This window comes from Pseudomonas sp. LFS044 (assembly GCF_047978245.1).
Taxonomy (GTDB): Bacteria; Pseudomonadota; Gammaproteobacteria; order Pseudomonadales; family Pseudomonadaceae; genus Aquipseudomonas.
The window spans coordinates 81,729-108,334 of sequence record NZ_JBFPFX010000015.1; the positions used below are offsets into that span (position 1 = coordinate 81,729).

Below are 26,606 nucleotides of genomic sequence, written 5' to 3' on the forward strand. Positions count from 1 at the left end.
CCGCCATGACCGACCTGCACCCTCATACGGCAGCAGCGGCCAGCGCCAAGGGCACGCTGTACCTGCAGTTTCGTCTCAACGAGCAACGCTTTGCCCTGGACGTGCGCGAAGTGGTCGAGGTGCTGCCGCGCCGGCCGCTCAAGCCGATCGCCCAGGCTCCGGCCTGGGTCGCTGGCATTGTGGCCCACCGTGGCGTGCTGGTGCCGGTGGTCGACCTGTCGGCGCTGAGCTTTGCGCGCCCGGCGGCAGCGCGCACCAGCACACGCCTGGTGCTGGTGCGCTACCGTGGCGAACATCAGCTTGGGTTGATCCTCGAACAAGCCACCGAAACCTTGCGTTGCCCCGCCGAGGAGTTCCAGCCCTACGGCCTGGACAACGGCGAGGCGCGTTACCTGGGCCCGGTTCGTCAGGACGCCAGCGGCTTGCTGCAGCGTATCGAAGTCGATGATTTGCTAACCGATGCCGTGCGCGAGCTGCTATTCCCCCCTGAGCCCGGGCAGGTGCCAGCATGAGCGAGCAACGCTTCTTCCGCTTTTTGCAGGAGCGGATCGGCCTGGATGTCGACTCGGTGGGTGCGCCCATGGTCGAACGTGCCCTGCAGCAGCGCTGCGTCGCGGTAAATGCCAGCGACTTGCACGACTACTGGCTGCGCTTGCAGCAGTCTGCAGAAGAACAGCAGGCGCTGATTGAGGCGGTGATCGTTCCGGAGACCTGGTTCTTCCGGTATCCAGAGTCGTTCACTGCGTTGGTCGGGCTGGCCCACAAGCGCCTGGCCGAGCTTGCCGGCGAACGGCCCCTGCGCTTGCTGAGCCTGCCGTGCTCCACGGGGGAAGAACCCTATTCCCTGGCCATGGCTCTGCTCGATTCCGGGATGAGCCCGACGGCGTTCCATATCGACGGCATCGATATCAGCCCCAATTCGGTGGCCAAAGGTGTGCAGGGCGTTTATGGACGCAACTCGTTCCGTGGCAGCGAGCTGGCGTTTCGCGAGCGGCACTTCCACGAGTTCGACGACGGCCACCTGCTGGATGAGCGCGTTCGCGCGCAGGTCAGCCTGACAGTGGGTAACGTGCTCGATCCCGCTTTGAGCAGCCGCAATGGCGACTACGACTTCGTGTTCTGCCGCAACTTGCTGATCTATTTCGATGTGCCGACGCAACAGCGGGTGTTCGAAGTGCTCAAGCGCCTCACCCATGCCCAGGGCGTGCTGTTCATCGGGCCGGCTGAGGGCAGCCTGCTGGCGCGGCTGGGTATGCGGCCGTTGGGGGTCGCCCAGTCGTTTGCCTATGTCCGCCAGCCGGCGGCTACGCCCTCGGCGCCGCCGCCGATTCGGCGCAGCCTGCCGGCGCCAGCAGCGCCGAGCCGGCCCATGCCTGCAGCCGCGCCCGTTTCGCGGCCATTGCGCCAGGCCCCGGTTGCCGCGCCTGGCGCCGCCCAGCGCGAAAGCGAAAGCGAGTTGCTGGCCTGCATTGCCCGCCAGGCCAACGCCGGCGACAGCGTGCAAGCCCGCGCCAGTTGCCAGCGCTACCTGCAGCAGTTTGCGCCCAAGGCCCAGGTGTATTACTGGCTGGGCCTGCTCAGCGATACCGAAGGCGATGCCCGCCAAGCGCTGACCCATTACCGCAAGGCCTTGTACCTGGAGCCTCAGCACCCCGAAGCGCTGTTGCACTTGGCCATGCTGCTGGCGGCCCAGGGCGACGAAGCCGGTGCCCGCCGCTTGCAGGAACGCGCGGCGCGCGCAGGCCGGGAGAGTGAACGATGAATGTCGAACACGCGATCGAGCTGCTCGCTGAGGATGACGAGCGCATCGACGATTGCTGGAACCGGATCGGCGTGCACGGCGACAAGCAGTGCCCGCTGCTGGAGCGGCATATCCATTGCCGCAATTGTGAAGTTTACGCCGCCGCTGCCACCCGCCTGCTCGACCGTTATTCACTGGCCCAGGACGATCAGGTGCATGAGGCTGCAGTGCTCGAGAGCCGCGCCGGGCGCTCGTTGCTGTTGTTCCGCCTGGGCGAGGAGTGGCTGGCCCTGGCCACCGCGTGCCTGGCCGAGATTGCGCCAGTGCAGCCGGTGCACTCCTTGCCCCATCAGCGCTCGCGGGTGCTGCAAGGGGTGGCCAATGTGCGCGGTGCGCTGGTGCCGTGCCTGTCGTTGAGCGAGCTGTTGGGGCTGGCGCATGGGTCTGAGCAGGCGCGCAGCGGCCGCAGCATGCCACGGCTGCTGATACTCGCGGCGGCAGGCGGGCCCGTGGTGTTGGCGGTGGACGAGATCGACGGCATTCATCGCCTCGACACCGCACTGCCGGGCGCCCCGCAAGATTGCGCGCCGTACACCGCTGCCGTGCTGCAGTGGCGCGGGCGCAGCGTACGCGTGCTGGACGATCAACAACTACTGTCTGCCGTGCAGCGGAGCCTGTCATGACCCCTGAGCAAATGCGCGACGCATCGTTGCTCGAACTGTTCAGCCTTGAAGCCGAAGCCCAGACCCAGGTGCTCAGCGCGGGCCTGATGGCCCTGGAGCGCAACCCGACCCAGGCCGACCAGCTCGAAGCCTGCATGCGCGCGGCGCACTCCCTGAAAGGGGCGGCACGCATAGTCGGCATCGATGCCGGGGTCAGCGTGGCCCATGTCATGGAAGACTGCCTGGTAGCCGCCCAGGAAGGCCGCTTGCTGCTGCGCGCCGAGCACATCGACGCATTGCTGCGCGGCACTGACCTGCTGCTGCATATCGCCACACCCGGTGACCCCGCAGGTGAGGCGGCAGTCCCCGTGTTCCTGGCGCAGATGGCAGGCCTGCTCGACCCAGCTGCCGCGCCTTTACCACCCGCGCTGCCGGCCGAGCCTGTGGTGCCCGTTTTTGTCCCGCCAGTGGTCGAGCCGGTTCTCAGCGACCCCGAGCCCGAAGCCGAACCGCTGCTGCCGCGCAAAGCCGGTAAACGCGGTGGGGAAGGCGGCGAGCGGGTGCTGCGGGTAACCGCCGACCGGCTCAACAGCCTGCTCGACCTGTCGAGCAAATCGCTGGTCGAGACTCAACGCCTCAAGCCTTATCTCGCCACCTTGCAGCGCCTCAAGCGCATGCACGGCCAGGGCATGCGCGCCCTTGACGGGCTGAAGAGCCAACTGGAAGACAGCGGCCAGAGCCTGGAAGTGCTCGACGCGCTGGCCCAGACCCAGCGGCTGCTGGTGGAAACCCAGCAGATCCTGCAACAACAGGCCGCCGACCTCGACGAGTTCGGCTGGCAGGCCAGCCAGCGTGCCCAGTTGCTCTACGACACCGCCCTGGCCTGCCGCATGCGCCCGTTTGCCGATGTGCTCACCGGGCAGAGCCGCATGGTGCGTGACCTGGGCCGCTCGCTGGGCAAGCAGGTGCGCCTGCAGATCGACGGTGACAAGACCCAGGTCGACCGCGATGTGCTGGAAAAACTCGAAGCACCGTTGACCCACCTGCTGCGCAACGCGGTCGACCATGGTATCGAACTGCCCGAGCAGCGTTTGTTGGCAGGCAAGCCGGAAGACGGCGCAATCCGCCTTCGCGCCTCGCACCAGGCCGGGATGTTGATACTCGAACTGAGCGATGACGGCGCTGGCATCGACCTGCAGCGGCTGCGGCGCAGTATCGTCCAGCGCGGCTTGTCCCCGGCAGAAACCGTGGCGCAGATGAGCGAAGCGGAGCTGCTGACCTTCCTGTTCCTGCCGGGCTTCAGCATGCGCGACAAGGTGACCGAAGTGTCCGGCCGCGGCGTTGGCCTGGATGCGGTACAGCATATGGTTCGGGACTTGCGCGGTTCGATCGAGCTGACCCAGCAGGCCGGCCAGGGCTGCCGCTTCCACCTGGAAGTGCCGCTGACGCTGTCGGTGGTGCGCAGCCTGGTCGTGGAAGTCGGCGGTGAAGCCTATGCGTTTCCGTTGGCGCATATCGAGCGCACGCTGGAGGTAGCGGCCGAGCAGATCGTGCAGATCGAAGGCCGTCAGCATTTCTGGCACGAGGGCCGGCATATTGGCCTGGTGGCGGCCACCCAGTTGCTAAACCGGCCGACCGCACAGGGCGATCAAAGCAGCTTGCGGGTGGTGGTCATTCGCGAGCGTGAGCAGTTGTATGGCGTGGCGGTGGAACGCTTGATCGGCGAACGTGTGCTGGTGGTGATGCCGCTGGATCCGCGCCTGGGCAAGGTTCAGGACATTTCGGCAGGGGCACTGCTGGACGACGGCTCGGTGGTGTTGATCGTCGATGTCGAAGACCTGCTGCGTTCGGTCGAGAAGCTGCTCAGCACCGGCCGCCTGGAGCGCATCGAGCGTGGCGTGCAAGGCGGCCGTGGTGCCAGCCGCAAGCGCATTCTGGTGGTCGACGACTCGCTCACCGTGCGCGAGCTGCAACGCAAGCTGCTGAGCAACCGCGGCTTCGAGGTGGCGGTAGCGGTCGATGGCATGGACGGCTGGAACGCGCTGCGCAGCGAAGCGTTCGACATGCTGATCACCGATATCGACATGCCACGCATGGACGGTATCGAACTGGTCACCCTGGTGCGCCGCGACCAGCGCCTGCAGGCCCTGCCGGTGATGGTGGTGTCGTACAAGGACCGCGAGGAAGATCGACGGCGTGGCCTGGACGCTGGCGCCGACTACTATTTGGCAAAGGCCAGCTTCCACGATGATGCGTTGCTGGATGCCGTGGTAGAACTGATCGGAGATGCTCAGGGATGAAGATCGCCATCGTCAACGATATGCCCATGGCGGTAGAGGCGTTGCGCCGGGCCTTGGCGTTCGAGCCCGCGCACGAGGTGATCTGGGTCGCCGGTGATGGCGCCGAGGCCGTGCGCCAGTGCGCCGTGGCCACCCCCGACCTGATTCTCATGGACCTGATCATGCCGGTGATGGACGGTGTGGAGGCGACCCGGCGGATCATGGCCGAGACGCCGTGCGCCATCGTCATCGTCACCGTCGACCGCAAGCAGAACGTGCACCGGGTGTTCGAAGCCATGGGCCATGGCGCGCTGGATGTGGTCGACACCCCGGCCCTGGGCGCTGGGGATGCGCGTGAGGCGGCGGCGCCGCTGCTGCGCAAGATCCTCAATATCAGCTGGCTGATCGGCCAGCAACGGCCCGGCGTAACCAAACCGGTGGCGGCACCCTTGCGTGATGCCGCACAGCGCCGCGGCCTGGTGGCGATCGGCTCGTCGGCCGGTGGGCCAGCCGCGCTGGAAGTGCTGCTCAAGGGGCTGCCCAAGGCGTTTCCGGCGTCCATCGTGCTGGTTCAGCATGTCGACCAGGTGTTCGCCGCTGGCATGGCCGAGTGGCTCGCCAGCGCTTGTGACCTGCCGGTGCGCCTGGCCCGTGAGGGCGAGCCACCGCAGCCCGGCCAGGTGCTGCTGGCGGGCACCAACCACCATATACGCCTGCTGCAGAACGGCCAGTTGGCCTACACTGCCGAACCTGTCAACGAAATCTACCGGCCCTCGATCGATGTGTTCTTCGAGAGCGTGGCGCGCTACTGGCGCGGCGATGCGGTGGGTGTTTTGCTCACCGGCATGGGCCGCGATGGCGCCCAGGGCCTCAAACTGATGCGCCAGCAAGGCTTTCTGACCATCGCTCAGGACCAGTCCAGCAGCGCAGTCTATGGCATGCCCAAGGCTGCCGCGGCAATCGGTGCGGCGGTGGAAATCCGTCCGCTGGAACGCATTGCCGGGCGCTTGATGGAAATCTTCGCACAATGACGAATGTATTGAATCACCCCGCCCACGCGGCCGTGATCAGGTGAATACGGATGACTGATCTACCCATCGAAGGTTTTGCGACCGCCAATGAAAATTCGGCGATGGTCTTGCTGGTCGACGATCAGGCGATGATCGGCGAAGCGGTGCGTCGTGGCCTGGCCCACGAAGAGAACATCGACTTCCACTTCTGCGCCGACCCGCACCAGGCGGTGGCCCAGGCCATGCGCATCAAGCCCACGGTAATCCTCCAGGACCTGATCATGCCGGGCCTGGACGGCCTGTCCCTGGTGCGCGAGTACCGCAACAACCCGGCCACCCAGGACATCCCGATCATCGTCCTGTCGACCAAGGAAGACCCGCTGGTCAAAAGCGCTGCCTTCGCGGCAGGTGCCAACGACTACCTGGTCAAGCTGCCGGACACCATCGAGCTGGTGGCGCGCATCCGCTATCACTCGCGCTCGTACCTGACCCTGCTGCAGCGCGACGAGGCATACCGTGCACTGCGTGTGAGCCAGCAGCAACTGCTCGACACCAACCTGATGCTGCAGCGGCTGATGAACTCGGACGGCCTGACCGGGCTGTCCAACCGCCGCCATTTCGACGAGTACCTGGAGCTGGAATGGCGCCGGGCCATGCGTGAACAGCAGCAGTTGTCGTTGCTGATGATCGATGTCGATTACTTCAAGGTCTACAACGACAGTTTCGGCCACCTGGCCGGGGACGAGGCGTTGCGCCAGGTGGCTGAGGCCATTCGCGGTTCCTGCGCACGGCCCACCGACCTGCCGGCGCGCTACGGTGGCGAGGAGTTCGCCCTGGTGCTGCCCAATACCTCCCCGGGCGGTGCCCGCCTGGTCGCCGAGAAGCTACGCCAGACCGTGCATGGCCTGAGTATTCCGCACACAGCGCCGCAGGCCGATTCGCGGCTGACCGTCAGCATTGGCCTGGCGACCCACACACCTGCGATCGGCAGCCATTGCCGGCAGTTGATTTCGGCAGCGGACAAGGGCTTGTACCTGGCCAAGAACAGCGGCCGCAACCAGGTCGGCATTGCCTGAGGCACGAGCGGTAGCCCAACGGGCTGCCGCAGCTCCCTGGATCGGTTATACTCGCGGGCTTTTCACCGAATTCGTACGAGAGCCGCGCGCCCATGGAAATCCAACCGATTCTGAACACCATCAAGGACCTCACCGAGCGTTCCCAGTCCATTCGGGGGTATCTTTGACTACGATCAAAAGCATGACCGCCTGATCGAAGTCAACCGCGAGCTGGAAGACCCAGCCGTGTGGAACAAGCCCGAGTATGCCCAGGCCCTGGGCCGCGAACGCGCCATGCTGGCGCAGGTCGTCGAGACCCTGGACAAGATGTCCGGCGGCCTGGCCGACTGCAAGGACCTGCTCGACATGGCCGTCGAGGAAAATGACGAAAACGCCGTGAGCGACGTCGTGACCGAGCTGCAAGGCCTGGAAGAGAACCTGGCACAGCTTGAGTTCCGTCGCATGTTCAGCGGCGAGATGGACATGAACAACGCCTACCTGGACATCCAGGCCGGCTCCGGCGGTACCGAAGCGCAGGACTGGGCCAACATCCTGCTGCGCATGTACCTGCGCTGGGCCGACAAGCGCGGTTTCGACGCCACCATCATCGAGCTCTCCGAAGGCGAGGTCGCCGGTATCAAGGGCGCCACCGTGCACATCAAGGGCGAGTACGCCTTCGGCTGGCTGCGCACCGAGATCGGCGTGCACCGCCTGGTGCGCAAAAGCCCGTTCGACTCCGGCGCCCGTCGTCACACGTCGTTCTCGGCGGTGTTCGTGTCGCCCGAGATCGACGACAAGGTCGAGATCGACATCAACCCGTCCGACCTGCGTATCGACACCTACCGCTCCTCGGGTGCCGGTGGTCAGCACGTGAACACCACCGACTCTGCGGTGCGTATCACCCACGTGCCTACCAACACCGTGGTGGCCTGCCAGAACGAACGCTCCCAGCACGCCAACAAAGACACCGCCATGAAAATGCTGCGGGCCAAGTTGTACGAGCTGGAAATGCAGAAGCGCAACGCCGCTTCCCAGGCGCTTGAAGACAGCAAGTCGGACATCGGCTGGGGCCACCAGATCCGCTCCTACGTGCTGGATGACTCCCGCATCAAGGACCTGCGTACCGGCGTAGAGCGCAGCGACTGCCAGAAGGTTCTGGACGGCGACCTCGACCAGTACCTGGAAGCGAGCCTCAAGCAGGGGCTGTAAGCCGCACACCACCGCCGCGATGCCCGGCTGCCTGCCGGCATCGCGTGCCCTGCCCGACAAGGGCAACGAATACCTGATGGAAAGAATGACGACATGAGCGACCTCAAGACCGAATCGCAAGACCTGCAACAGGAAGAAAACACCCTGATCGCCCTGCGCAAGGAAAAGCTTGCCGCAGAGCGCGCCAAGGGCAATGCCTTCCCCAATGACTTCCGTCGCGACAGCTACTGCAACGACCTGCAGAAGCAGTACGCCGACAAGACCAAGGAAGAACTGGAAGCTGCAGCGATTCCGGTCAAGGTTGCCGGGCGCATCATGCTCAACCGTGGCTCGTTCATGGTGATCCAGGACATGACCGGCCGCATCCAGGTCTACGTCAACCGCAAGACCCTGCCGGAAGAAACCCTGGCCGCCGTCAAGACCTGGGACCTGGGCGACATCATCAGCGCCGAGGGCACCCTGGCGCGCTCCGGCAAAGGCGACCTGTACGTCGAAATGACCAACGTGCGCCTGCTGACCAAGTCGCTGCGCCCGCTGCCCGACAAGCACCACGGCCTGACCGACACCGAGCAGCGCTACCGTCAGCGCTACGTCGACCTCATGGTCAACGAAGAAACCCGCCACACCTTCCGTGTGCGTTCGCAGGTGATCTCGCACATCCGCAAGTTCCTCACCGAGCGCGACTTCCTCGAAGTCGAAACGCCGATGCTGCAGACCATCCCGGGTGGTGCCGCGGCCAAGCCGTTCGAAACCCACCACAATGCCCTGGACATGGCCATGTTCCTGCGTATCGCGCCGGAGCTGTACCTCAAGCGTCTGGTGGTCGGTGGCTTCGAGAAGGTCTTCGAGATCAACCGCAACTTCCGTAACGAAGGCGTATCGACCCGGCACAACCCCGAGTTCACCATGCTCGAGTTCTACCAGGCCTACGCCGACTACAACGACAACATGGACCTTACCGAAGAGCTGTTCCGCGAGCTGGCGCAGCTGGTACTGGGCAGCACCGACGTGCCGTACGGCGACAAGGTGTTCCACTTCGGCGAGCCGTTCGTGCGCCTGTCGGTGTTCGACTCGATCCTCAAGTACAACCCTGAGCTGACTGCCGCCGACCTGCAGGACGTCGACAAGGCGCGTGCTATCGCCAAGAAAGCCGGTGCCAAGGTGCTCGGCCATGAAGGCCTGGGCAAGCTGCAGGTGATGATTTTCGAAGAGCTGGTCGAGCACAAGCTGGAGCAGCCGCACTTCATCACCGAGTACCCGTTCGAAGTCTCGCCGCTGGCGCGCCGCAACGACGAAAACCCGGCGGTAACCGACCGCTTCGAGCTGTTCATCGGTGGCCGCGAAATCGCCAACGCCTACTCCGAGCTCAACGACGCCGAAGACCAGGCCGAGCGCTTCCTGGCCCAGGTGGCCGAGAAAGACGCCGGTGATGACGAAGCCATGCACTACGATGCCGACTTCGTTCGCGCCCTGGAATACGGCATGCCGCCGACCGCCGGTGAAGGCATCGGCATCGACCGCCTGGTGATGCTGCTGACCAACTCGCCGTCGATTCGCGATGTGATCCTGTTCCCGCACATGCGTCCACAGGCCTGAGCCATTTGAACAAGCCGCCTTACGAGGCGGCTTTTTCTTGCCTGAAACCTTATGTTGTCTGTCAGGTCCTATCGCTGGCAAGCCGGCTCCCACAGGTACCGCACCGCGCTTGAATACAGTGGGGTAGCTGTGGGAGCCGGCTTGCCGGCGATAGGGCCGGTACAGTCACCCCAAGATCGATGAGGTACACCCGTGACCCCCGCAACCGCCCAGCAAGGCGCCGCCGGCATTGCCACCGCCGTCGCCGAAAGCGTGCAATACCAGGGTCGCAAGACCGCCCGCCAAGGCAGCGAACAGCGTCGCCAGCTGATCCTCGACGCCGCCATGCGCATCGTCGTGCGTGATGGCGTGCGTGGCGTGCGTCACCGTGCGGTGGCCGCCGAGGCGGGCGTGCCGCTGTCGGCCACCACCTACTATTTCAAGGATATCGAGGACCTGCTCACCGATACCTTCGCCCAGTACGTCGAGCGCAGCGCCGCCTACATGGCCAAGCTCTGGGCCAATACCGAAGTGGTCCTGCGCCAGCTGCTGGCCCAGGGCGATGGCAGCGCGCAATCGCGGGCGCGGCTGGCCGACGAAGTGGCACGCATGACCGCCGACTATGTATCCCGTCAGTTGCTCAACCGTCGCGACTTCATGATGGCCGAACAGGCCTTCCGCCAGGAGGCGCTGCTGTGCCCGCGCCTGGCCGAGCTGGTGCGTGCCCATGAGCAGATTCTGCTGCATGGCACGCGGCAGCTTTTGCAGGTCGTCGGCTCGCAGCAGCCGGAACAGGACGCCCAGATGTTGACGGCGATTATCGAGCAGATGGAATATCAGGGCCTGCTCAAGGACGCCGATGCGCAAGCCGATGGGCAGATGCTCGCTATGCTTACCCGTTACCTGCACCTGGTGTTGGCATCGGCCTGAGCACAGTCCGAACTTTCAAGGAGAACCTGATGAAAGCCTGGCGTGTGGTGTTGTTGACGTTGTCATTCCTGCTGCTGGGCGGTTGTCTGGTGACCTTCCATGAGCCGCTGCCGAGTAATCAGGCGGCGCCCAAGGCCCTGCTCGGCCAGTGGAGCAGCAAGGATGCCTGGGGCGAACCGCTGAAACTGGTCATCAGCCGCAGTGGCGCCGATGCCTACAAGGCCGTGGCTACGGCCAAGGGCAAGAAACCTGCAGAATATGTGTTCACCGTATCGCGCCACGGCAACCGCTGGTACCTCTCGGCCGGTGTGCCCAAGCGCCTGGGTGGCAATTTCCTGATCGGCGGCTTCGATATCGTCGATGGCAAGGAGCTGGTGCTATACAACCTCGACGTCGAGCAGGTGCAGCAGGCGGTCGAGAAGAAGGAGCTGAGCGGGCACAGCACCGAGGTACCCGAAGACAACGGCGCAGGCGTGCTGATCGACAGCCCGTCCGCGCGGGTGCTGGCCTACCTGGATGACCCGGCCAACTCCGACCTGTTCGTCGAGGTGGCACGCTTCCAGCGCAGCGGCAAATAGCCAGGATCTGATTTCAAGGAGTCCCCGGTGGACGAGTATCAGCAGACCATACGCGCGCTGTCCGACCGCATTGTCGCGGCGCAGACCCCGATCCGCGTGCTGGATGCGGTGAAGTGGGACGACAGCATTCGCCAGGGCTTCCTCAAGTCCAAGGGCAAGGAGCCACCCGCGGTAGACCGCGCCTATTACCAGTCGCGCCCGCTGTCGTTCGATTCCAGCGCGGTCAAGGCCGAGTTCCAGAGCATCGAGCGCGACATCACCCGTCGGCTCGGCCAGTTCAACCCGGTCGGGCAGATCATGCGGCGCATGTGCAAGGAGTACCGCATGGTGGTGCGCATGCTCGAAGCGCGCGGCACCGAAGACTTCGGCCTGATCTCCCAGGAACTGTACGGCGCGGCGTCCGATGCCTTCCACGCCGGCGACCCGACCCTGGCCGATCTGGGCCTGATGCTTTCCGACTACCTGAACAACATCGATGGCCGTGGCGACCTCAAGGACGAGCCAAAGAACCTCACTGCCAAGGAGGCCGTGGACATTCTCCAGCGCCGCCTGAACAAGGTGTTCGGCGAGGCCGAGGAAACCATCCGCGTGTTCGAGTCCGATGGCATCGTCGCCGATGCTGCAGCGGGCGCCGACTACATCAAGGTCCGCGCTGACGCCATGTTCAACAGCCGCGACGTGCGCGCGCTGGAGGTGCATGAGGGGCTGGTGCACGTGGGTACCACACTGAACGGGCTCAATCAGCCGATCTGCACCTTCCTCGCCAAGGGCCCGCCCTCGTCGACGGTGACCCAGGAGGGCCTGGCGATCCTCATGGAGGTGATCGCCTTTGCTTCCTACCCCAGCCGCCTGCGCAAGCTCACCAACCGAACCCGCGCCATTCACATGGTCGAGGAGGGCGCTGATTTTCTGCAGGTGTTCGAATTCTTCCGCGCCCAGGGCTTCGAGATGGCGCAAAGCTACAGCAACGCCAGCCGGGTGTTCCGCGGTTCGGTGCCCAATGGCTTGCCGTTTACCAAGGACTTGTCCTACCTCAAAGGCTTCATCATGGTTTACAACTACATTCAGTTGGCCGTGAAGAAGGGCAAGCTTGAGCAGATTCCGCTGCTGTTCTGCGGCAAGACCACCCTCGAAGACATGCGCACCTTGCGCCAGCTGGTCGAAGAGGGCCTGGTGGAGCCGCCCAAATACCTGCCGGAGCAGTTTCGCGACCTCAACGCGCTGTCGGCGTGGATGTGCTTCTCTAACTTCCTCAACCACCTGAGCCTTGATCGCATTGAAGCCGATTACGCGAACATTCTCTGAGCGCTGCCGCTGGCTGGCACTAGGCATGTTGCTGCTGGGGCTTGGGGGGTGCAGCAGCCTGCTGTTCTACCCAGAGCCTGGCCAGCCGTTCACGCCGGAGCGGGCGAAGCTGCAGTACCGCGATGTCACCCTTTCTACCGCGGACGGTGTCCGCCTGCATGGCTGGTGGCTGCCAGCCAAGGCCGGCGTGGCGGTCAAAGGCACGGTGCTGCACCTGCATGGCAACGGCGGCAACCTGGCCGGGCACCTTGGCGGCAGCTACTGGCTGCCGGAGCAAGGCTACCAGGTGCTGATGATCGACTACCGCGGCTATGGCTTGTCCCAGGGCAAGCCTGGCTTGCCGGAGGTCTATGAAGACATCGCGGCGGCCATGGCCTGGCTCGACCAGGCACCCGAGGTCAAGGGCAAGCCCTTGGTGTTGCTGGGGCAGAGCCTTGGCGGGGCGATGGCCATTCACTACCTTGCCGAGCACCCGGACCAGCGCCAGCGCTTCAGCGCGTTGGTGTTCGATGGGGTGCCGGCCAGCTATCGCGATGTAGGGCGGTTTGCCCTGAGTACCTCATGGATGACCTGGCCGTTGCAGGTGCCGTTGTCCTGGCTGGTGCCCGATGGCGACAGCGCGATCCGTTCGGTGGAGCGCCTGAGTAGCCCGCCGAAGCTGTTCTTCCACAGCATCGACGACAACCTGGTGCCGATGAACAACGGCATCCGGCTGTACCAGCACGCACCGCCACCGCGGGTGCTGCAACTGACCCGTGGCGGCCACGTGCAGACCTTCGCTGACCCGGTGTGGCGCCAGGTGATGCTGCGCTTTCTCGATGACCCGAGCCATTTCAACGGCCTGCGGCGGCTTGCCGAAGTGCCCAACTACCCTGACGAGAAGAACAAGCAATGAGTGAAGAACGCAACGCCATCCCGCTGATTCTGACCGGTGTCGGCAGCATCATCGTGACGGTGGGGGCCCTCTGGTATTACGGCTACCTGCATTTCGCAAAACCGGAGGATGCACTGCTGTTGCAGGACTTCACCATGCTCAAGACCATTCCCGGCGAGGATTACAAAGTATCCCTCGACCGGGCGCCGCAGGTGGCGCAGTGCGTGGATGGCGTGCTGGTGTTGTTCGACACCGAGCAGAAAGGCCTGACCGGCGTGCTGGTGGACAACCGCAAGCGTGCGGTGCGGTGCATGGGCGAGGAGACGCCGAAGCAGGTGCAGTGAGCAGTCACTTGCTTTGGCTGTACCGGCCTTTTCGCGAGGCAAGCCCGCTCCCACAGGTACCTCACTTGTGGCAGCAGGCTTGCCCCGCGAAGAGGCCGAAACAGACAAACAAAAAACCCCGCCATCACGGCGGGGTTCTTGTTTCAGCTAGCCAGCTTACTGCGCCTGGCTTACCGAACGCGGTGCCACCGGCTGGTTGTCGTTGGAGATGGTCACCTCCACGCGGCGGTTCTGCGCACGGCCCGAGTTGCTGGAGTTTTCAGCAACCGGGTACTCCTTGCCGTAGCCTTGGGCGACGATGCGCGCCGGGTCTACGCCTGCACGTACCAGGGCCATGCGCACGGCAGCGGCGCGGCGCTCGGACAGGGTCTGGTTGTAGTTGGCCGAGCCGACGCTGTCGGTGTAGCCCTCTACGATCACCTTGCGCTCAGGGTTTTCCTGAAGGAACTGCGCCAGCTTGGTGACGTTAGGCAAGGCGCTGCTCTTGAGCTCGGCCTTGTTGAAGTCGAACAGCACATCGCCGAAGGTGACCAACGTACCGCGGTCGGTCTGCTTGGCGTTGAGGCTGTCCTGCAGCTTGGCAATCTGTGCGTCGCGGGCATCCAGCTTGGCCTGGGCACGCTGGGCGGAGGCGTTTTTCAGCTCGCCTTCGGCGGTGCGCAGGGCGATGGTCTGCTTGGCCACTTCGACACGCTGGTTGGTCAGGTAAGCCAGCTGGTCGACCTTCTGGGTGTCCTCACGGTCCATGTAGGCCTTGTCGGCCTTGTTCAGCCAGTCCTGGGCGTCCTTGGTTTCAAGGGCCGCGACCTTGCTCGACTGCGGGTCGCTCTGCAGCGACGAGAAGTTGGTGCGGGCCGACTCCAGGTTGGCGTTCGGGTCGTGCGAGCAAGCAGCGAGACCGACGCTCAGGGCCAGCAGGGCGGGAATCATGACGTAGTTGCGCATAGTGTTCATCCTTTGATCGAGTGCGAAGGCTAAGGCGGGCAGGGCAGGGCTCACTGAGCGCTGCGCAGGCCTTCCTCACGTACGTCCTGAACGCCCTGGCGGGCATCCTGCACGGCCTTCTGGGCCTTGGCAGCCTGGGCTTTGCGTTCGGCGAGGCGAGCATCCCATTCGGCCTGCTGGGCCAGGCGTCGGGCGTCGTCATACTTCTTGTCATGCATGGCAATTTCAGCCTGCTTGAACTTGTCCTGCGCCGCTTTCATTTCGACGGCGGCAAACTCGGTACCGCCAGCGCTGACGGCGGAGTTCACGGCGGACTGGGTGACGGCATACTGCTCGGTTGGCGGGTTGCCTGCACAGCCGGCCAGGACCAGGCTACTGCCCAGGGCCAGCGCGGCCAGCTTGAACCCGCGCAGGTGAGTGGATGTAAATTTCGAAGTGCGGGTCTTCATGGTGGTCAGCTCCATTGGATCACTCCTGATAACGACGATGTCCGTAGCAGTCCATCGCTCAATCCCTGGCATCGCCTCGCGTGTCGGCTGAACGGTGCACAACGGCAGGTGTGCAGGGTTTTAGCGTGATGGCTATTGGCTCTGACTGAGGCGTTTTTTGAATAGTTCAGAAAAAAATACCAAGTATTTCTGACTGATTGGTCAGCGGTTTTCCCATGGAACTTCCACTGACAGCAGCGGTATTCCGGGCCGATGGGCGGCCCGGAACATCAGGAAGGCGCGTCAGTTGCCGCTGTCGTCGCCGGTGTTGCTGAGGCTCTGCAGGTGGCGCCGTGAAAGGGCCAGAAAGCGCGGCGTAGAGCCGATGTCTTCATAAAGCGGGTCGCCTTCCTCATCGGTCGAAATGACCTTGCGGCCCTGCACGTAAGGGAAGCTGGCCTCGAGCTCTTCGAGTGCGGCGGCGACCAGTTCGCCGAGCAGTTCTTCGGCGGTGCGCTTGGGGTACATGTCGATCAGGGCCGCCAGGCGTGCTTCGGACTCCAGGTCCAGGTGCAAGCTATGGCCGGTCGGGCTCAGGGTGCCGGCGGCATTCTGTTCCCAGTGCTGGGCGAGTTCGCGGATTTTCATGATGACCTCGGTAAACGCCTTCAAAGGCTGCATCGCATCGGACTGTTGTGCCTTTACTTTAGTTTGCTTTGCCCGATCGCGGCTTGCCATCACGCCCCGGCTATGGGCACTCTTGGGCCAGTGCTGTTTCCGGAGCAGAGCGCGGGCGAGCCGCGCCGAAGAGAGGGCCAATGACCGATATCGATGTGCGCTTGCGTGAAGATGTGCATGTGTTGGGCGAATTGCTCGGCGATACCATTCGCCAGCAGCACGGTGAGGCGTTTCTGCAAAAGATCGAGGCCATCCGCCACAGCGCCAAGGCCGACCGGCGCAGTGCCGGCGAGCAGTTGAGTTCGACCCTCGCGGACCTCGCCGAGGAAGACCTGCTGCCAGTGGCGCGGGCATTCAACCAGTTTCTCAACCTCGCCAACATGGCTGAGCAGTATCAGTTGATCCGCCGCCGTGATGCCGACCAGCCCGAGCCCTTTGAAGCGCGGGTGTTGCCCGAGCTGCTGGCACGCCTCAAGCAGGCCGGGCACAAGGACGATGCCTTGGCCAGGCAGTTGGCCAAGCTCGACATCCAGCTGGTGCTCACGGCCCACCCGACCGAAGTGGCACGCCGCACGCTGATCCAGAAATACGACGCCATCGCCGGCCAGCTGGCCGCCCAGGACCACCGCGACCTGACCCCCGCCGAGCGCGAGCAGGTGCGCGAACGCCTGCGTCGGCTGATCGCCGAGGCCTGGCACACCGAAGAAATCCGCCGCACCCGGCCAACCCCTGTAGACGAAGCCAAATGGGGCTTCGCGGTGATCGAGCACTCGCTCTGGCATGCAATCCCCAGCCACCTTCGCAAGGTCGACAAGGCATTGTTCGAGGCCACCGGCCTGCACCTGCCGCTGGAAGCTGCACCCATTCGCTTTGCCTCGTGGATGGGCGGCGACCGCGACGGCAACCCCAATGTCACCGCCGCCGTCACCCGCGAGGTGCTGCTGCTGGCGCGCTGGATGGCCGCAGACCTGTTCCTGCGTGACATCGATGCGCTGGCCGCCGAGTTGTCCATGCAGCAGGCCAGCAGTGCCGTACGCGAGCGGGTGGGGGAGAGTGCGGAGCCTTACCGCGCCGTCCTCAAGCAGTTGCGCGACCGCCTGCGGGCGACACGTGCCTGGGCCCATGCGTCGCTGGCCAGCAACCAACCGGCCAGCGCCGACGTGCTGGTGGACAACCGTGACCTGATCGCGCCGCTGGAGCTCTGCTACCAGTCGCTGCACGAATGCGGCATGGGCGTTATTGCCGATGGCCCGTTGCTCGACACTTTGCGCCGCGCGGTGACCTTCGGCCTGTTCCTCGGTCGCCTGGACGTGCGCCAGGATGCGGCCCGGCACCGCGACGCGCTGTCGGAGATCACCGATTACCTTGGCCTGGGCAACTATGCCGACTGGGATGAAGACAAGCGCATCGCGTTCCTGCAGGCCGAACTGAAAAACCGCCGGCCATTGCTCCCCGCTCACTTCACGCCCCAGGCCGACACCGCCGAAGTGCTTGCCACCTGCCGTGAAGTAGCCGCAGCACCTGGCGCATCGCTGGGGTCGTACGTCATTTCCATGGCCGGCGCGGCGTCCGATGTGCTGGCCGTGCAGTTGCTGCTCAAGGAGGCCGGCCTGACCCGGCCCATGCGTGTGGTGCCACTGTTCGAAACCCTGGCCGACCTGGACAACGCCGGGCCGGTGATGGAGCGGCTGCTGGGCCTGCCGGGCTACCGTGCGGGCCTGCGCGGGCCGCAGGAAGTGATGATCGGTTACTCCGATTCGGCCAAGGACGCCGGCACCACGGCTGCAGCCTGGGCGCAGTACCGCGCGCAGGAAAACCTGGTGCGCATCTGCCGTGAACATCAGGTCGAGCTGCTGTTGTTCCATGGCCGTGGCGGCACTGTCGGCCGTGGCGGCGGCCCGGCCCACGCGGCGATCCTGTCGCAGCCACCGGGTTCGGTGGCGGGGCGTTTTCGCACCACCGAGCAGGGCGAGATGATCCGCTTCAAGTTCGGCTTGCCGGGCATTGCCGAACAGAATCTCAACCTTTACCTGGCTGCGGTGCTGGAGGCCACCTTGTTGCCGCCGCCACCCCCTGAACCGGCCTGGCGTGCGTTGATGGACCAGCTGGCGGCCGACGGTGTCGACGCCTACCGCAGCGTCGTGCGGGAGAACCCAGACTTCGTCGAGTACTTCCGCCAGTCCACGCCGGAACAGGAACTGGGGCGCCTGCCACTGGGCAGCCGCCCGGCCAAGCGCCGTGCCGGGGGTATTGAAAGCCTGCGGGCCATCCCGTGGATCTTCGGCTGGACCCAGACGCGCCTGATGCTGCCCGCCTGGCTGGGTTGGGAAACGGCCTTGAGCAATGCGCTGGCCCGTGGCCAGGGCGCGTTACTGGCGCAGATGCGCGAGCAGTGGCCGTTCTTCCGTACCCGCATCGACATGCTGGAGATGGTCCTGGCCAAAGCCGATGCACAAATCGCCGAGGCCTACGACGAACGTCTGGTGCAACCCGGCCTGCTTCCTTTAGGTGCACATCTGCGCGACCTATTGTCGCAGTCGTGCCAAGTGGTCCTGGGCCTGACCGGGCAGCCGGTGCTACTGGCGCACAGCCCCGAGACCCTGGAATTCATCAGCCTGCGTAACACCTACCTCGATCCGCTGCACCGCCTTCAGGCCGAGCTGCTGGCGCGTTCGCGCAGCCGTGAAGCCGCTCTGGACAGCCCATTGGAGCAGGCCTTGCTGGTCACCGTGGCGGGCATTGCCGCAGGCCTGCGCAATACCGGCTGAGGCTATCGTGCGGTGCCCGCCACCCTGGGCGTCGGGTTACCCAGGGTAAGGTGGGGAGGGTGGTTGCGCCGGGCGCAACCGCCTGCAGCCGCAGGCAGGCATGGCACATTCCTGTAACTTTGGGGCGCTTGTCTGGCTGACGGGCGCTGTGTATCTTGAGCAGCCTTCTGACCGATTTATGGTCATACCCGATATTCCGGACTTGGCCCTGGTTGCCGAATCCATTGAATTTCATAAAAAAATTTGAGGAGCACGAGATGCGCGTAATTCTGCTGGGAGCTCCCGGGGCCGGTAAAGGTACTCAGGCAAAGTTCATCACCGAAAAGTTCGGTATTCCACAGATCTCCACCGGTGACATGCTGCGTGCTGCCGTCAAGGCTGGCACCCCGCTGGGCCTGGAACTGAAGAAAGTCATGGATGCCGGCCAGCTGGTTTCCGACGAGCTGATCATCAGCCTGGTCAAGGAGCGCATCGCCCAGCCAGACTGCGCCAACGGCTGCCTGTTCGACGGTTTCCCACGGACTATCCCGCAAGCTGAAGCCATGGTCACTGCCGGTGTCGACATCGACGCCGTGGTCGAAATCGCTGTCGACGACGAAGAGATCGTTGGCCGTATGGCTGGCCGCCGCGTGCACCTGGCCTCGGGCCGCACCTACCACATCCAGTACAACCCGCCGAAAGTGGAAGGCAAGGACGACGTCACCGGCGAAGACCTGATCCAGCGCGACGACGACAAGGAAGAAACCGTGCGTCATCGCCTGTCGGTCTACCACACCCAGACCAAGCCGCTGGTGGAGTTCTACCAGAAGCTGTCGGCTGCCAATGCTGGCAAGCCTAAGTACAGCCACATCGAAGGTGTTGGTTCGGTCGACGCCATCACGGCCAAGGTCCTGGCAGCTCTGAGCTGATCCATCACCTGCCGCACATCACAACGGCCCGCTAGCGGGCCGTAGTCATTTCAAGGCCTCGAACCACGGCTCCTGCAGAGATCGCGTCAAAGCGCTGTTGTGCAAAGGCCACACGGCGGCCCCTGGGGACACAACGTCGCTGGTGCCCTATACTGCCGCTCTTTTCATTCGCACCTGGATACCCGTTCGATGACCACCCTGCTGGCCCTGGATACCGCCACCGAAGCCTGTTCCGTCGCGCTGCTGCATGATGGCAAGGTAACCAGCCATTACGAGGTGATCCCGCGCATGCACGCGCAGAAGCTGCTGCCAATGATCAAGCAGCTGCTGGGTGATTCCGGTGTGGCGCTCAATGCCCTCGATGCCATCGCCTTCGGCCGTGGCCCGGGCGCGTTCACCGGTGTGCGTATCGCCATCGGCGTGGTGCAGGGCCTGGCTTTTGCCCTGGAGCGCCCGGTGCTGCCGGTGTCCAACCTGGCCGCGCTGGCCCAGGGCGCGCTGCGCGAGCACGGTGCCGAGCAGGTGGCAGCTGCCATCGACGCGCGCATGGACGAAGTATACTGGGGTTGCTACAAGGCGGTGGCCGGCGAGATGCGCCTGCAAGGCCAGGAAGCAGTGCTGCCTCCGGAGCGCGTGGCGTTGCCTGAGGCCAGCAGCGGCGACTGGTACGGCGCCGGTACTGGCTGGGGCTACGCCGAGCGCTTCGCTGTGCAGGCCAGTGCCAGCAACCCGGCGGCGCTGCCGAACGCGTTGGATATCCTCAGCCTGGCACGCTTTGCCTGGGCGCGTGGCGAGGCAATCGCCGCCGACCAGGCGCAACCGGTTTACCTGCGCGATAATGTAGCTACGCCCAAAGCCCGCTGAGTGCTGTTCGTCGGTTATCGCGGTTGTCGATAAAACCTTTGGTGCAAACTGTGGTCCAGTTATCACTCGAGCATTAGCGACGGAACACTGATGCTGCTAAATTGCCATCATTGGTCCTGAGTGCTCATCATGCGTATCGACGGTTTCTCATCGCAGTCCTACCCGGTCAAGCGCACACCGCGCAAAGCGGCGGTGCGCGATGAAAGCATCGACGATGCCGAGCTGGTCGAAGACGCCGAAGTCGCCCCGGAGGCCGCGCAGCGCCGCCGCCCCGGTGGCCTGCCGGCTCGCCAGCAAGACATGGTCTTCCCCCGCGCCCGTGACCGCCGTACTGCAACCGCGCTTGCAAGCTACCTCAGTACTGCCGGTTTTACCGATTGGGACATGGAAGTGCTGGGGCTCGACCTGTACATTTGATGGATGATTCCATCACCCCTGCCCTATTTTCTCGGTTGTCCGTCATGGAGTGAAAACGCCTGGCGCGACTACCTGTACCCCGCTGATGCCACAACCCGCGAATATCTTGGCCTGTATAGCCAGGTGTTCAACGCGGTCGAGGGCAATACCACCTTTTACGCCCGCCCCGCACCCGGCACCGTCGCGCGTTGGGCGCAGGTGATGCCGGCGCACTTTCGCTTCACCGCCAAATTCCCCCGCGATATCAGCCATGAAGGCGACCTGCGCGAGCGTTTCGAAGCCGCCTGCGATTTCACCCGGCTGCTGGCGCCCCTTGGCCAGCGAGTGTCGCCGTACTGGCTGCAATTGCCGGCGCAGTTCGGCCCGGAGCGCCTGGCGGAACTGGGGCAGTTTCTCGATGAGATCGGTGTGCCGGTGGCCGTTGAGGTACGCAACCAGGCCTTCTTCGCCAAAGGTGAGGAAGAGCGCCTGCTCAACCGCCTGCTACATGAGCGCGGCGTGGAACGTATCTGCCTGGACCCGCGCGCGCTGTTCAGCTGCACGTCACGCGACACCGCGGTGCTCGACGCTCAAGCCAAGAAACCCAAGGTGCCGCCGCGCCCGGCAGCGTTCAGCCAGCACCCGCAGGTGCGCTTCATCGGCCACCCCGTGCTGGATGCCAACGAACCCTTCCTCTTGCCCTGGGTTGAGAAGGTCGCCCGTTGGATCGAGGAAGGCCGTAGCCCTTACATTTTCCTGCATACCTCCGACAACCGCCTGGCTGCCGCACTGGCCCAGCGTTTTCACCAGCGCCTGATGACGCGCTTGCCCGGCCTGGCAGCTCTGCCGGAATTGCCGCGCGCCCCTGAGGTCGAACAACTGGGACTACTCTGACCATTTCCCGACCACCCGGAGGTTGTGACCATGGATGTACAAACCCTGCGTGCCGAAGCCTTCAAGGCGCTGCACGAGCGCGATGGCGCCTTCGTCATCCCCAACCCGTGGGATGCCGGCTCCGCCAAGCTGCTGGCCAGCCTGGGCTTCGAAGCGCTGGCCACTACCAGTGCGGGACTGGCCTTCAGCCTGGGCCGACCGGATGCGGAAGCGGCCTTGAGCCTGGACGAGACCTTGGACAACGCCGGGCTGATCGTCGACGCCACGGCCTTGCCCGTCGCCGCAGACCTGGAAAACGGCTTCGGCGACCTGCCCGATGACTGTGCGCAGACCATTCTGCGGGCTGCCGAGGCCGGGTTGGTCGGCGGCTCGATCGAAGATGCCAGCGCCCGGAGCGACGCCCCGATCTATGACTTCGGGCTGGCCGTGGAGCGCGTGCGCGCTGCGGTGCAGGCAGCTCGCAGCCTGCCATTCCCCTTCATGCTCTGTGCCCGCGCAGAAAACCTGCTGCACGGGCGCATGGACCTGGACGACACCATCCTGCGCCTGCAGGCTTACGCCGAAGCGGGGGCCGATGTGCTCTATGCGCCGGGCTTGCGCAGTGTCGACGAAATTCGCGCGGTGGTGCAGGCCGTGGCACCGAAACCGGTCAATGTATTGATGGGGCTGGCCGGCGTGCCGCTGAGCGTCAACCAGTTGCAAGACCTGGGTGTACGCCGCATCAGCGTTGGGTCATCGCTGGCCCGAGCGGCGCTGGGGGCGTTCCAGCGCGCGGCGCTGGAGATCCGTGACCAAGGCACGTTCAGCTACGGTGAGCAGGCCTTGCCGTTCGCCCAGCTCAACGACCTGTTCCGCCGCTGAGGCGCAGTGCGCGCACTGGTGCTGCTGTGCGGCCTGCTGTTTGTGGCGGGCCTGCCCTGGCTGCTGGGTTGGCGCCTGCCGGATGCCTGGAACCCATGGGCGCCGCTGGACGCGCGCGAGGCTCCTAACCTGCTGACCCCTTACAAGTTGTCGCGGCTGCGCGATGACCCGGGCTTGTGCAAACAAGCGCTCGAGGCCAGCCAGCTGCGCTTCAGGGCACAAGCCGACAGCCCGGCCTCGGCCAAATGCCCGTTGCAGAATGTGTGGCGCATCGAGCAAGGCGATGCGCGCTTGAGCAGCAGCTTCCTGGCCAGTTGCCCGCTGGCAGTGGCTTACGCGCTGTTCGAGAACCATGGCCTGCAACCGGCTGCGCAGCGGGTGTTCGGCCAACCGGTCGTGCAAGTGGATCACTTGGGCAGTTTCGCTTGCCGCAATGTGTATAACCGCAAGCAGGGCCGGCTCAGCCAGCACGCCACGGCCAATGCGCTGGACATCAGCGGCTTCCGTCTGCAGGACGGCCAGCGCATCGTGCTGGCGCGGGACTGGCAGGCGGATGGGCAGAAGGCGAAATTTCTGCGCGAAGTGCAGCAGGCCGCCTGCGAAAGTTTCAGTACGGTGCTGGGCCCGGATTACAACGCGGCGCACCACAACCACTTTCACCTGGACATGGGGCGCTGGCAGATCTGCCGCTGATGTCAGGCGTGGACGCGGACGTTGTTCAGCACCACCGGGCGCGCCCAGTGCATGTCGAATTCCAGGTCGTTCTGCTGCTTGGCCATGGTCGCTTCGTCGAACGGCTCCGGCGCGGGGTCGAGCAGGTTCAATTCAAGCTCGGCGATGGGCAGGTGCAGCGGGCGCGGGGAAGGGGCCGGGCCGGGTTCGCCGAGCGGCTGGCCCTGGCTCATGACCACCGGGCGCAGCCAGGTGTTGCTGATGTCGAGTTGACGCTGCTGCTGGATCATCTCGGCGGTGCTGAAAGGCTCGGGGGCCGGCTCCAGCAGGTTGGCTTCCAGTTCAGCCTTGGGCAGAAACAGTGGCTCGGGCGGTGCGACGATGGTGTCGTGCACAGGGCAGGCCCGCTGGGCGTCGATCAACGCCAGGGCCTTGGCCCCGCCAATCGGCTCACCGCTGTGCTGGTCGTACTGCACCAACGCCTGGCTGACGCTGTCGGGCTCTTGCGCTTGCTGCTCGGCCAGCGCACGAGCAAAGAAATCCTGCCACAGGTGGCTGACGCCCCCGAGTGCCTGGGTATTCTGCCGACCGTAGTTGCCGACAGGCGACAAGTAGGTCAAACCGATGGGAAGAGTATCTGTCATGGCAGTCGCGCGCGTTGTGCTCTGGCAGAATAGCGGGATATTGCCTGTATCGGCCGTTTTGCCGATTCATTGAGGGCGTGGTTTGATTTTTTAGGTGTGGACGATGCAAGAGCAAGGCACGGGTATCAGGGTCGAGGCGATGGCGGCCGAGTATGCGGATCAGGCCAGGGCATGGGCCGAGCGTCTGGGCCTGCCGCTGCAGGACGATGCGGCAGGCTTCGCCGTGCAGGTAGGCGCCGAAGGCTTGCAGATCCAGCAACTGGGGCCGCAGGCGCCGGGGCCGGTGCGGGTCGATTTCGTCGAAGGCCAGGCCGCACATCGGCGCCAGTTTGGCGGTGGCAACGGGCAGATGATCGCCAAGGCGGTAGGCATCGCCCAGGGCGTGCGGCCGCAGGTGCTGGATGCCACGGCAGGCCTGGGCAAGGACGCATTCGTGCTGGCCAGCCTGGGTTGCCAGATGACCCTGATCGAGCGCCAACCGCTGATCGCGGCGTTGCTCGAAGATGGCCTGGCACGGGCCAGGGCCGACGCTGAGGTAGGCCCGATCGTCGGTCGCATGCGCCTGCTGACCGGCAACGCTATCCAGCGCATGCGCGCCTGGGAGGGCGAACCGCCGCAAGTGATCTACCTCGACCCGATGTTCCCGCACCGTGACAAGAGCGCATTGGTGAAGAAGGAAATGCGCGTGTTCCGGCCGTTGGTCGGTGATGACATGGATGCGCCGGCATTGCTGGAAGCGGCTCTGGCGCTGGCCAGCCACCGAGTGGTGGTGAAACGCCCGCGCAAGGCACCAATCATCGAAGGGCCGAAGCCTGGCCATAGCCTGGAAGGCAAATCGAGCCGCTACGACATCTATCCCAAGAAGGCCTTGAAAGCCTGATAGCCCGCGAGCGCGCCGCATACCCTGTGGGAGCGGCTTCAGCCGCGAAGCAGGCGCCGCGGTGATGGCACCGGCTACGCCGGTGTTCGCGGCTGAAGCCGCTCCTACAGGATCCCCGCCAAATCAGTAAGCTGGCGTTTGTTCTATGAGGGCGGGCTTGCCCGCGACGGGGCCGGTTCACTCAGGCGAAAGCTTCAGGGCTTGAATGCCCGAATGAACACCCCGACCACCTCACGCACATGCGCCTCGGCCGCGTCCCCTTCCAGCGGCCCGGCACACCCCAGCAGCAGCCGGTAATCCGGCGCGCCTTTTACAAGGCAGAAAAAGTGCTCCGCCGCGTGCAGCGGATTGTCGATGCGCAGCAACCCGCGCTCGGCCACCCCGCGCAGCAGCGCTTCCATCCCGGCCAGCACGCGCTTGGGCCCGGCCTCGTAGAAGAATTCGCCAAAGCCTGGGTCCTGGTTACCCAGCGCCATGATCAGGCGGCTCAACTTGACCGCCTCATCACTGCTGATCAGCGCCTGGAAGCCCCTGCCAATATTCAGCAGCACGTCCTCGACGGGCGCGCCCTCGGGGTATTCGAACATCAAGTCGGGCAACTGATTCTGGCACGTTGCCATGACCGCCGAGCCGAACAGGGTCTGCTTGTCGGTGAAGTGGCTGTACACAGTGAGTTTTGAAACACCTGCCGCCGCAGCGACCGCATCCATGCTGGTGTTGGCATAGCCAAGGCTGAGGAACAGCGTCTTGGCCGCTTCGAGGATCGCCTCGCGCTTGGCCAGGTCCTTGGGGCGACCTGGGCCGATGGGTGCGTCGTTGGGCATTGGAGTCCGCATCTGGTTGAAGGGGCGCCCATCTTACCGGCTCGGATGCCATCCGGCTTGAAGGAATGCCCTGACGTTAATGTTGATTTTCTTTCCGACGCTGGCTTCCCGGCTTCGGTTCCCTGACTTAATATACTCGCCAGTATAAATATTCGATGCGCTCGTCGCGGAAGGATTCATCATGTTGCGTCATGCCTTGTCCCTCGCCCTGCCTGCCGCCGCCGTGCTGTTCCTGGCGGCCTGTGGCCAGGAAGCCGCCGCCCCGGCCGCGCCGCGCCCCGCGCTGGTGGTGCAGCCGCAGCCGGCCGAAGCCGCTGCCGACAGTTACCCTGGCGAGGTGCGCGCGCGCCTGGAACCGGAGCTGGCGTTCCGCATCGCTGGCAAAGTCAGCAAACGCCTGGTAGAGGAGGGGCAACGGGTCAAGGCAAACCAGCCTTTGGCCGAGCTCGACCCCCAGGACGTACGCCTGCAACTGGAAGCCAACCGCGCGCAACTGGCGGCCGCCGAAGCTAACCTGGCACTGGTGCGCGCCGAGCGTGACCGCTACCAGAAATTGCTCGACCGGCAGATGGTCAGCCATTCCCTCTACGACAATGCCGAGAACCTGTACCGTGCCGGGCTGGCGCGCCTCAAGCAGGCCAAGGCCGAATTCGACGTGGCCGGCAATCAGGCTGAATACGCTGTGCTGCGTGCGCCGCAGGCCGGCGTCATCGCCAAGCGCCAGGTCGAGGTCGGCCAGGTGGTCGCTGCCGGGCAAACCGTGTTCACCCTGGCTGCCGACGGTGAGCGGGAGGTGGTGATCGGGCTGCCCGAGCAGCAGTTCGCCCGCTTCGCCGTGGGCCAGGCGGTCAGCGTAGAGCTGTGGTCGCATGGCACCGAACGCTTTCCGGGGCGCATCCGTGAGCTGTCGCCGGCAGCCGACCCGCGCTCGCGCACCTTCGCTGCGCGCATCGCCTTCACGTCGGCCAAGGTGCCCGCAGACATCGGCCAGAGCGCACGCGTGTTCATCGCCCATGATGGGCTGATCCCGTTGGCTGTGCCGCTGGCGGCGGTTACCGCGGAAAACGGCCAGGCCTATGTCTGGCGGGTCAACCAGGACCGTCGCCTGGAGCGGGCGGCGGTGAGCCTCGGGGTGTATGGCACCGACAGTGTGCCGGTGCTCGAAGGTTTGAACCCTGGCGACTGGGTGGTCGCCGCTGGCGGCCATGTGCTGCGCGAAGGGCAGGAGGTGCGGCCTGTGGACCGCACCAACCGCGTGGTGAACCTGACGGCCAAGGAGTAA

At 64.7% G+C, this 26,606-nt stretch carries 27 protein-coding genes; 22 read left to right on the plus strand and 5 right to left on the minus strand.

Annotated features, from left to right (window positions below):
* The first annotated feature begins 5 nt into the window (after positions 1 to 5).
* The 13 genes from ACNQPL_RS14715 (at position 6) to ACNQPL_RS14775 (ending at position 13,562) form a co-directional block, all read left to right on the plus strand.
* Positions 6 to 512: a chemotaxis protein CheW gene (locus ACNQPL_RS14715; protein WP_387525216.1), complete on the plus strand. Its 507-nt coding sequence runs from the start codon at positions 6 to 8 to the stop codon at positions 510 to 512.
* Complete coding sequence (locus ACNQPL_RS14720) at positions 509 to 1,762, plus strand: CheR family methyltransferase (RefSeq protein WP_416467124.1); 1,254 nt, start codon at positions 509 to 511, stop codon at positions 1,760 to 1,762. Before ACNQPL_RS14715 ends, ACNQPL_RS14720 begins: the two co-directional genes overlap by 4 nt.
* Positions 1,759 to 2,424, plus strand: a complete 666-nt coding sequence (locus tag ACNQPL_RS14725) for a chemotaxis protein CheW (RefSeq protein WP_416467125.1) — start codon at positions 1,759 to 1,761, stop codon at positions 2,422 to 2,424. The genes ACNQPL_RS14720 and ACNQPL_RS14725 overlap by 4 nt, the downstream gene beginning before the upstream one ends.
* Positions 2,421 to 4,703, plus strand: a complete 2,283-nt coding sequence (locus ACNQPL_RS14730) for a hybrid sensor histidine kinase/response regulator (RefSeq protein ID WP_416467126.1) — start codon at positions 2,421 to 2,423, stop codon at positions 4,701 to 4,703. The genes ACNQPL_RS14725 and ACNQPL_RS14730 overlap by 4 nt, the downstream gene beginning before the upstream one ends.
* The gene (locus ACNQPL_RS14735) at positions 4,700 to 5,713 is read left to right on the plus strand and encodes a chemotaxis response regulator protein-glutamate methylesterase (protein WP_346611832.1); all 1,014 of its coding nucleotides are present in this window, start codon (positions 4,700 to 4,702) and stop codon (positions 5,711 to 5,713) included. The genes ACNQPL_RS14730 and ACNQPL_RS14735 overlap by 4 nt, the downstream gene beginning before the upstream one ends.
* A 50-nt stretch (positions 5,714 to 5,763) precedes the next feature.
* Positions 5,764 to 6,768, plus strand: coding sequence for a Wsp signal transduction system regulator diguanylate cyclase WspR (gene wspR, locus ACNQPL_RS14740; RefSeq protein ID WP_346611831.1), 1,005 nt, complete (start codon positions 5,764 to 5,766; stop codon positions 6,766 to 6,768).
* A gap of 92 nt (positions 6,769 to 6,860) precedes the next feature.
* A protein-coding gene (gene prfB, locus ACNQPL_RS14745; RefSeq protein WP_346611830.1) for a peptide chain release factor 2 occupies positions 6,861 to 7,956 on the plus strand; the annotation gives its coding sequence in 2 pieces (ribosomal slippage) (positions 6,861 to 6,932 and positions 6,934 to 7,956; 1,095 coding nt in all).
* A gap of 93 nt (positions 7,957 to 8,049) precedes the next feature.
* Positions 8,050 to 9,552, plus strand: a complete 1,503-nt coding sequence (gene lysS / locus ACNQPL_RS14750) for a lysine--tRNA ligase (RefSeq protein ID WP_346611829.1) — start codon at positions 8,050 to 8,052, stop codon at positions 9,550 to 9,552.
* A 192-nt stretch (positions 9,553 to 9,744) separates the two neighbouring features.
* Positions 9,745 to 10,461: a TetR/AcrR family transcriptional regulator gene (locus ACNQPL_RS14755; RefSeq protein ID WP_346611828.1), complete on the plus strand. Its 717-nt coding sequence runs from the start codon at positions 9,745 to 9,747 to the stop codon at positions 10,459 to 10,461.
* A gap of 29 nt (positions 10,462 to 10,490) precedes the next feature.
* Entirely contained in the window at positions 10,491 to 11,039 is a 549-nt protein-coding gene (locus ACNQPL_RS14760) for a hypothetical protein (protein ID WP_346611827.1), read from the plus strand.
* Between the two features lie 27 nt (positions 11,040 to 11,066).
* Positions 11,067 to 12,344, plus strand: coding sequence for a flavohemoglobin expression-modulating QEGLA motif protein (locus ACNQPL_RS14765; RefSeq protein ID WP_346611826.1), 1,278 nt, complete (start codon positions 11,067 to 11,069; stop codon positions 12,342 to 12,344).
* Complete coding sequence (locus ACNQPL_RS14770) at positions 12,316 to 13,239, plus strand: alpha/beta hydrolase (RefSeq protein WP_346611825.1); 924 nt, start codon at positions 12,316 to 12,318, stop codon at positions 13,237 to 13,239. The genes ACNQPL_RS14765 and ACNQPL_RS14770 overlap by 29 nt, the downstream gene beginning before the upstream one ends.
* Positions 13,236 to 13,562, plus strand: a complete 327-nt coding sequence (locus ACNQPL_RS14775; RefSeq protein WP_387525243.1) for a hypothetical protein — start codon at positions 13,236 to 13,238, stop codon at positions 13,560 to 13,562. Before ACNQPL_RS14770 ends, ACNQPL_RS14775 begins: the two co-directional genes overlap by 4 nt.
* Before the next feature lie 156 nt (positions 13,563 to 13,718).
* Here the strand turns inward: ACNQPL_RS14775 and ACNQPL_RS14780 are convergent, their stop codons facing one another.
* From ACNQPL_RS14780 to ACNQPL_RS14790, 3 genes are all read right to left on the minus strand, one after another.
* On the minus strand, positions 13,719 to 14,507 hold the full coding sequence (locus ACNQPL_RS14780) for an OmpA family protein (protein WP_346611823.1): 789 nt from the start codon (positions 14,505 to 14,507) through the stop codon (positions 13,719 to 13,721).
* Positions 14,508 to 14,557: 50 nt separating this feature from the next.
* Positions 14,558 to 14,971 (minus strand): DUF4398 domain-containing protein, encoded by a 414-nt coding sequence (locus ACNQPL_RS14785; RefSeq protein WP_346611822.1) that lies wholly within the window; start codon positions 14,969 to 14,971, stop codon positions 14,558 to 14,560.
* Between the two features lie 267 nt (positions 14,972 to 15,238).
* A complete protein-coding gene (locus ACNQPL_RS14790; protein ID WP_387525249.1) occupies positions 15,239 to 15,583 on the minus strand; it encodes a pilin assembly protein in 345 nt (114 codons plus the stop codon).
* 170 nt (positions 15,584 to 15,753) lie between these two features.
* Between ACNQPL_RS14790 and ppc the strand changes: the two genes are divergently transcribed.
* From ppc to ACNQPL_RS14825, 7 genes are all read left to right on the plus strand, one after another.
* Positions 15,754 to 18,381: a phosphoenolpyruvate carboxylase gene (ppc, locus tag ACNQPL_RS14795; protein WP_346611820.1), complete on the plus strand. Its 2,628-nt coding sequence runs from the start codon at positions 15,754 to 15,756 to the stop codon at positions 18,379 to 18,381.
* A gap of 257 nt (positions 18,382 to 18,638) precedes the next feature.
* Positions 18,639 to 19,289, plus strand: coding sequence for an adenylate kinase (gene adk, locus ACNQPL_RS14800; protein ID WP_346611819.1), 651 nt, complete (start codon positions 18,639 to 18,641; stop codon positions 19,287 to 19,289).
* A gap of 189 nt (positions 19,290 to 19,478) precedes the next feature.
* The gene (gene tsaB, locus ACNQPL_RS14805; protein ID WP_416467127.1) at positions 19,479 to 20,153 is read left to right on the plus strand and encodes a tRNA (adenosine(37)-N6)-threonylcarbamoyltransferase complex dimerization subunit type 1 TsaB; all 675 of its coding nucleotides are present in this window, start codon (positions 19,479 to 19,481) and stop codon (positions 20,151 to 20,153) included.
* 129 nt (positions 20,154 to 20,282) lie between these two features.
* Positions 20,283 to 20,570, plus strand: coding sequence for a hypothetical protein (locus ACNQPL_RS14810; RefSeq protein ID WP_346611817.1), 288 nt, complete (start codon positions 20,283 to 20,285; stop codon positions 20,568 to 20,570).
* Positions 20,571 to 20,573: 3 nt separating this feature from the next.
* Entirely contained in the window at positions 20,574 to 21,443 is an 870-nt protein-coding gene (locus ACNQPL_RS14815; RefSeq protein ID WP_346611816.1) for a DUF72 domain-containing protein, read from the plus strand.
* A 30-nt stretch (positions 21,444 to 21,473) separates the two neighbouring features.
* Positions 21,474 to 22,304 (plus strand): isocitrate lyase/PEP mutase family protein, encoded by an 831-nt coding sequence (locus ACNQPL_RS14820; RefSeq protein ID WP_416467128.1) that lies wholly within the window; start codon positions 21,474 to 21,476, stop codon positions 22,302 to 22,304.
* 6 nt (positions 22,305 to 22,310) lie between these two features.
* Entirely contained in the window at positions 22,311 to 22,997 is a 687-nt protein-coding gene (locus tag ACNQPL_RS14825) for an extensin family protein (RefSeq protein WP_416467129.1), read from the plus strand.
* 2 nt (positions 22,998 to 22,999) lie between these two features.
* Here ACNQPL_RS14825 and ACNQPL_RS14830 read toward each other — a convergent pair whose 3' ends face one another.
* Positions 23,000 to 23,620, minus strand: a complete 621-nt coding sequence (locus ACNQPL_RS14830) for an energy transducer TonB (RefSeq protein WP_416467130.1) — start codon at positions 23,618 to 23,620, stop codon at positions 23,000 to 23,002.
* Positions 23,621 to 23,723: 103 nt separating this feature from the next.
* On the opposite strand from ACNQPL_RS14830, the gene ACNQPL_RS14835 reads away from it, so the two are divergent.
* Positions 23,724 to 24,500 carry a class I SAM-dependent methyltransferase gene (locus ACNQPL_RS14835; protein WP_416467131.1) on the plus strand — a complete coding sequence of 259 codons (777 nt, stop codon included), beginning with the start codon at positions 23,724 to 23,726 and terminating at the stop codon, positions 24,498 to 24,500.
* Positions 24,501 to 24,694: 194 nt separating this feature from the next.
* Here the strand turns inward: ACNQPL_RS14835 and ACNQPL_RS14840 are convergent, their stop codons facing one another.
* A complete protein-coding gene (locus ACNQPL_RS14840; RefSeq protein WP_346611811.1) occupies positions 24,695 to 25,336 on the minus strand; it encodes a TetR/AcrR family transcriptional regulator in 642 nt (213 codons plus the stop codon).
* A 169-nt stretch (positions 25,337 to 25,505) separates the two neighbouring features.
* Between ACNQPL_RS14840 and ACNQPL_RS14845 the strand changes: the two genes are divergently transcribed.
* Positions 25,506 to 26,606: an efflux RND transporter periplasmic adaptor subunit gene (locus ACNQPL_RS14845; protein WP_416467132.1), complete on the plus strand. Its 1,101-nt coding sequence runs from the start codon at positions 25,506 to 25,508 to the stop codon at positions 26,604 to 26,606.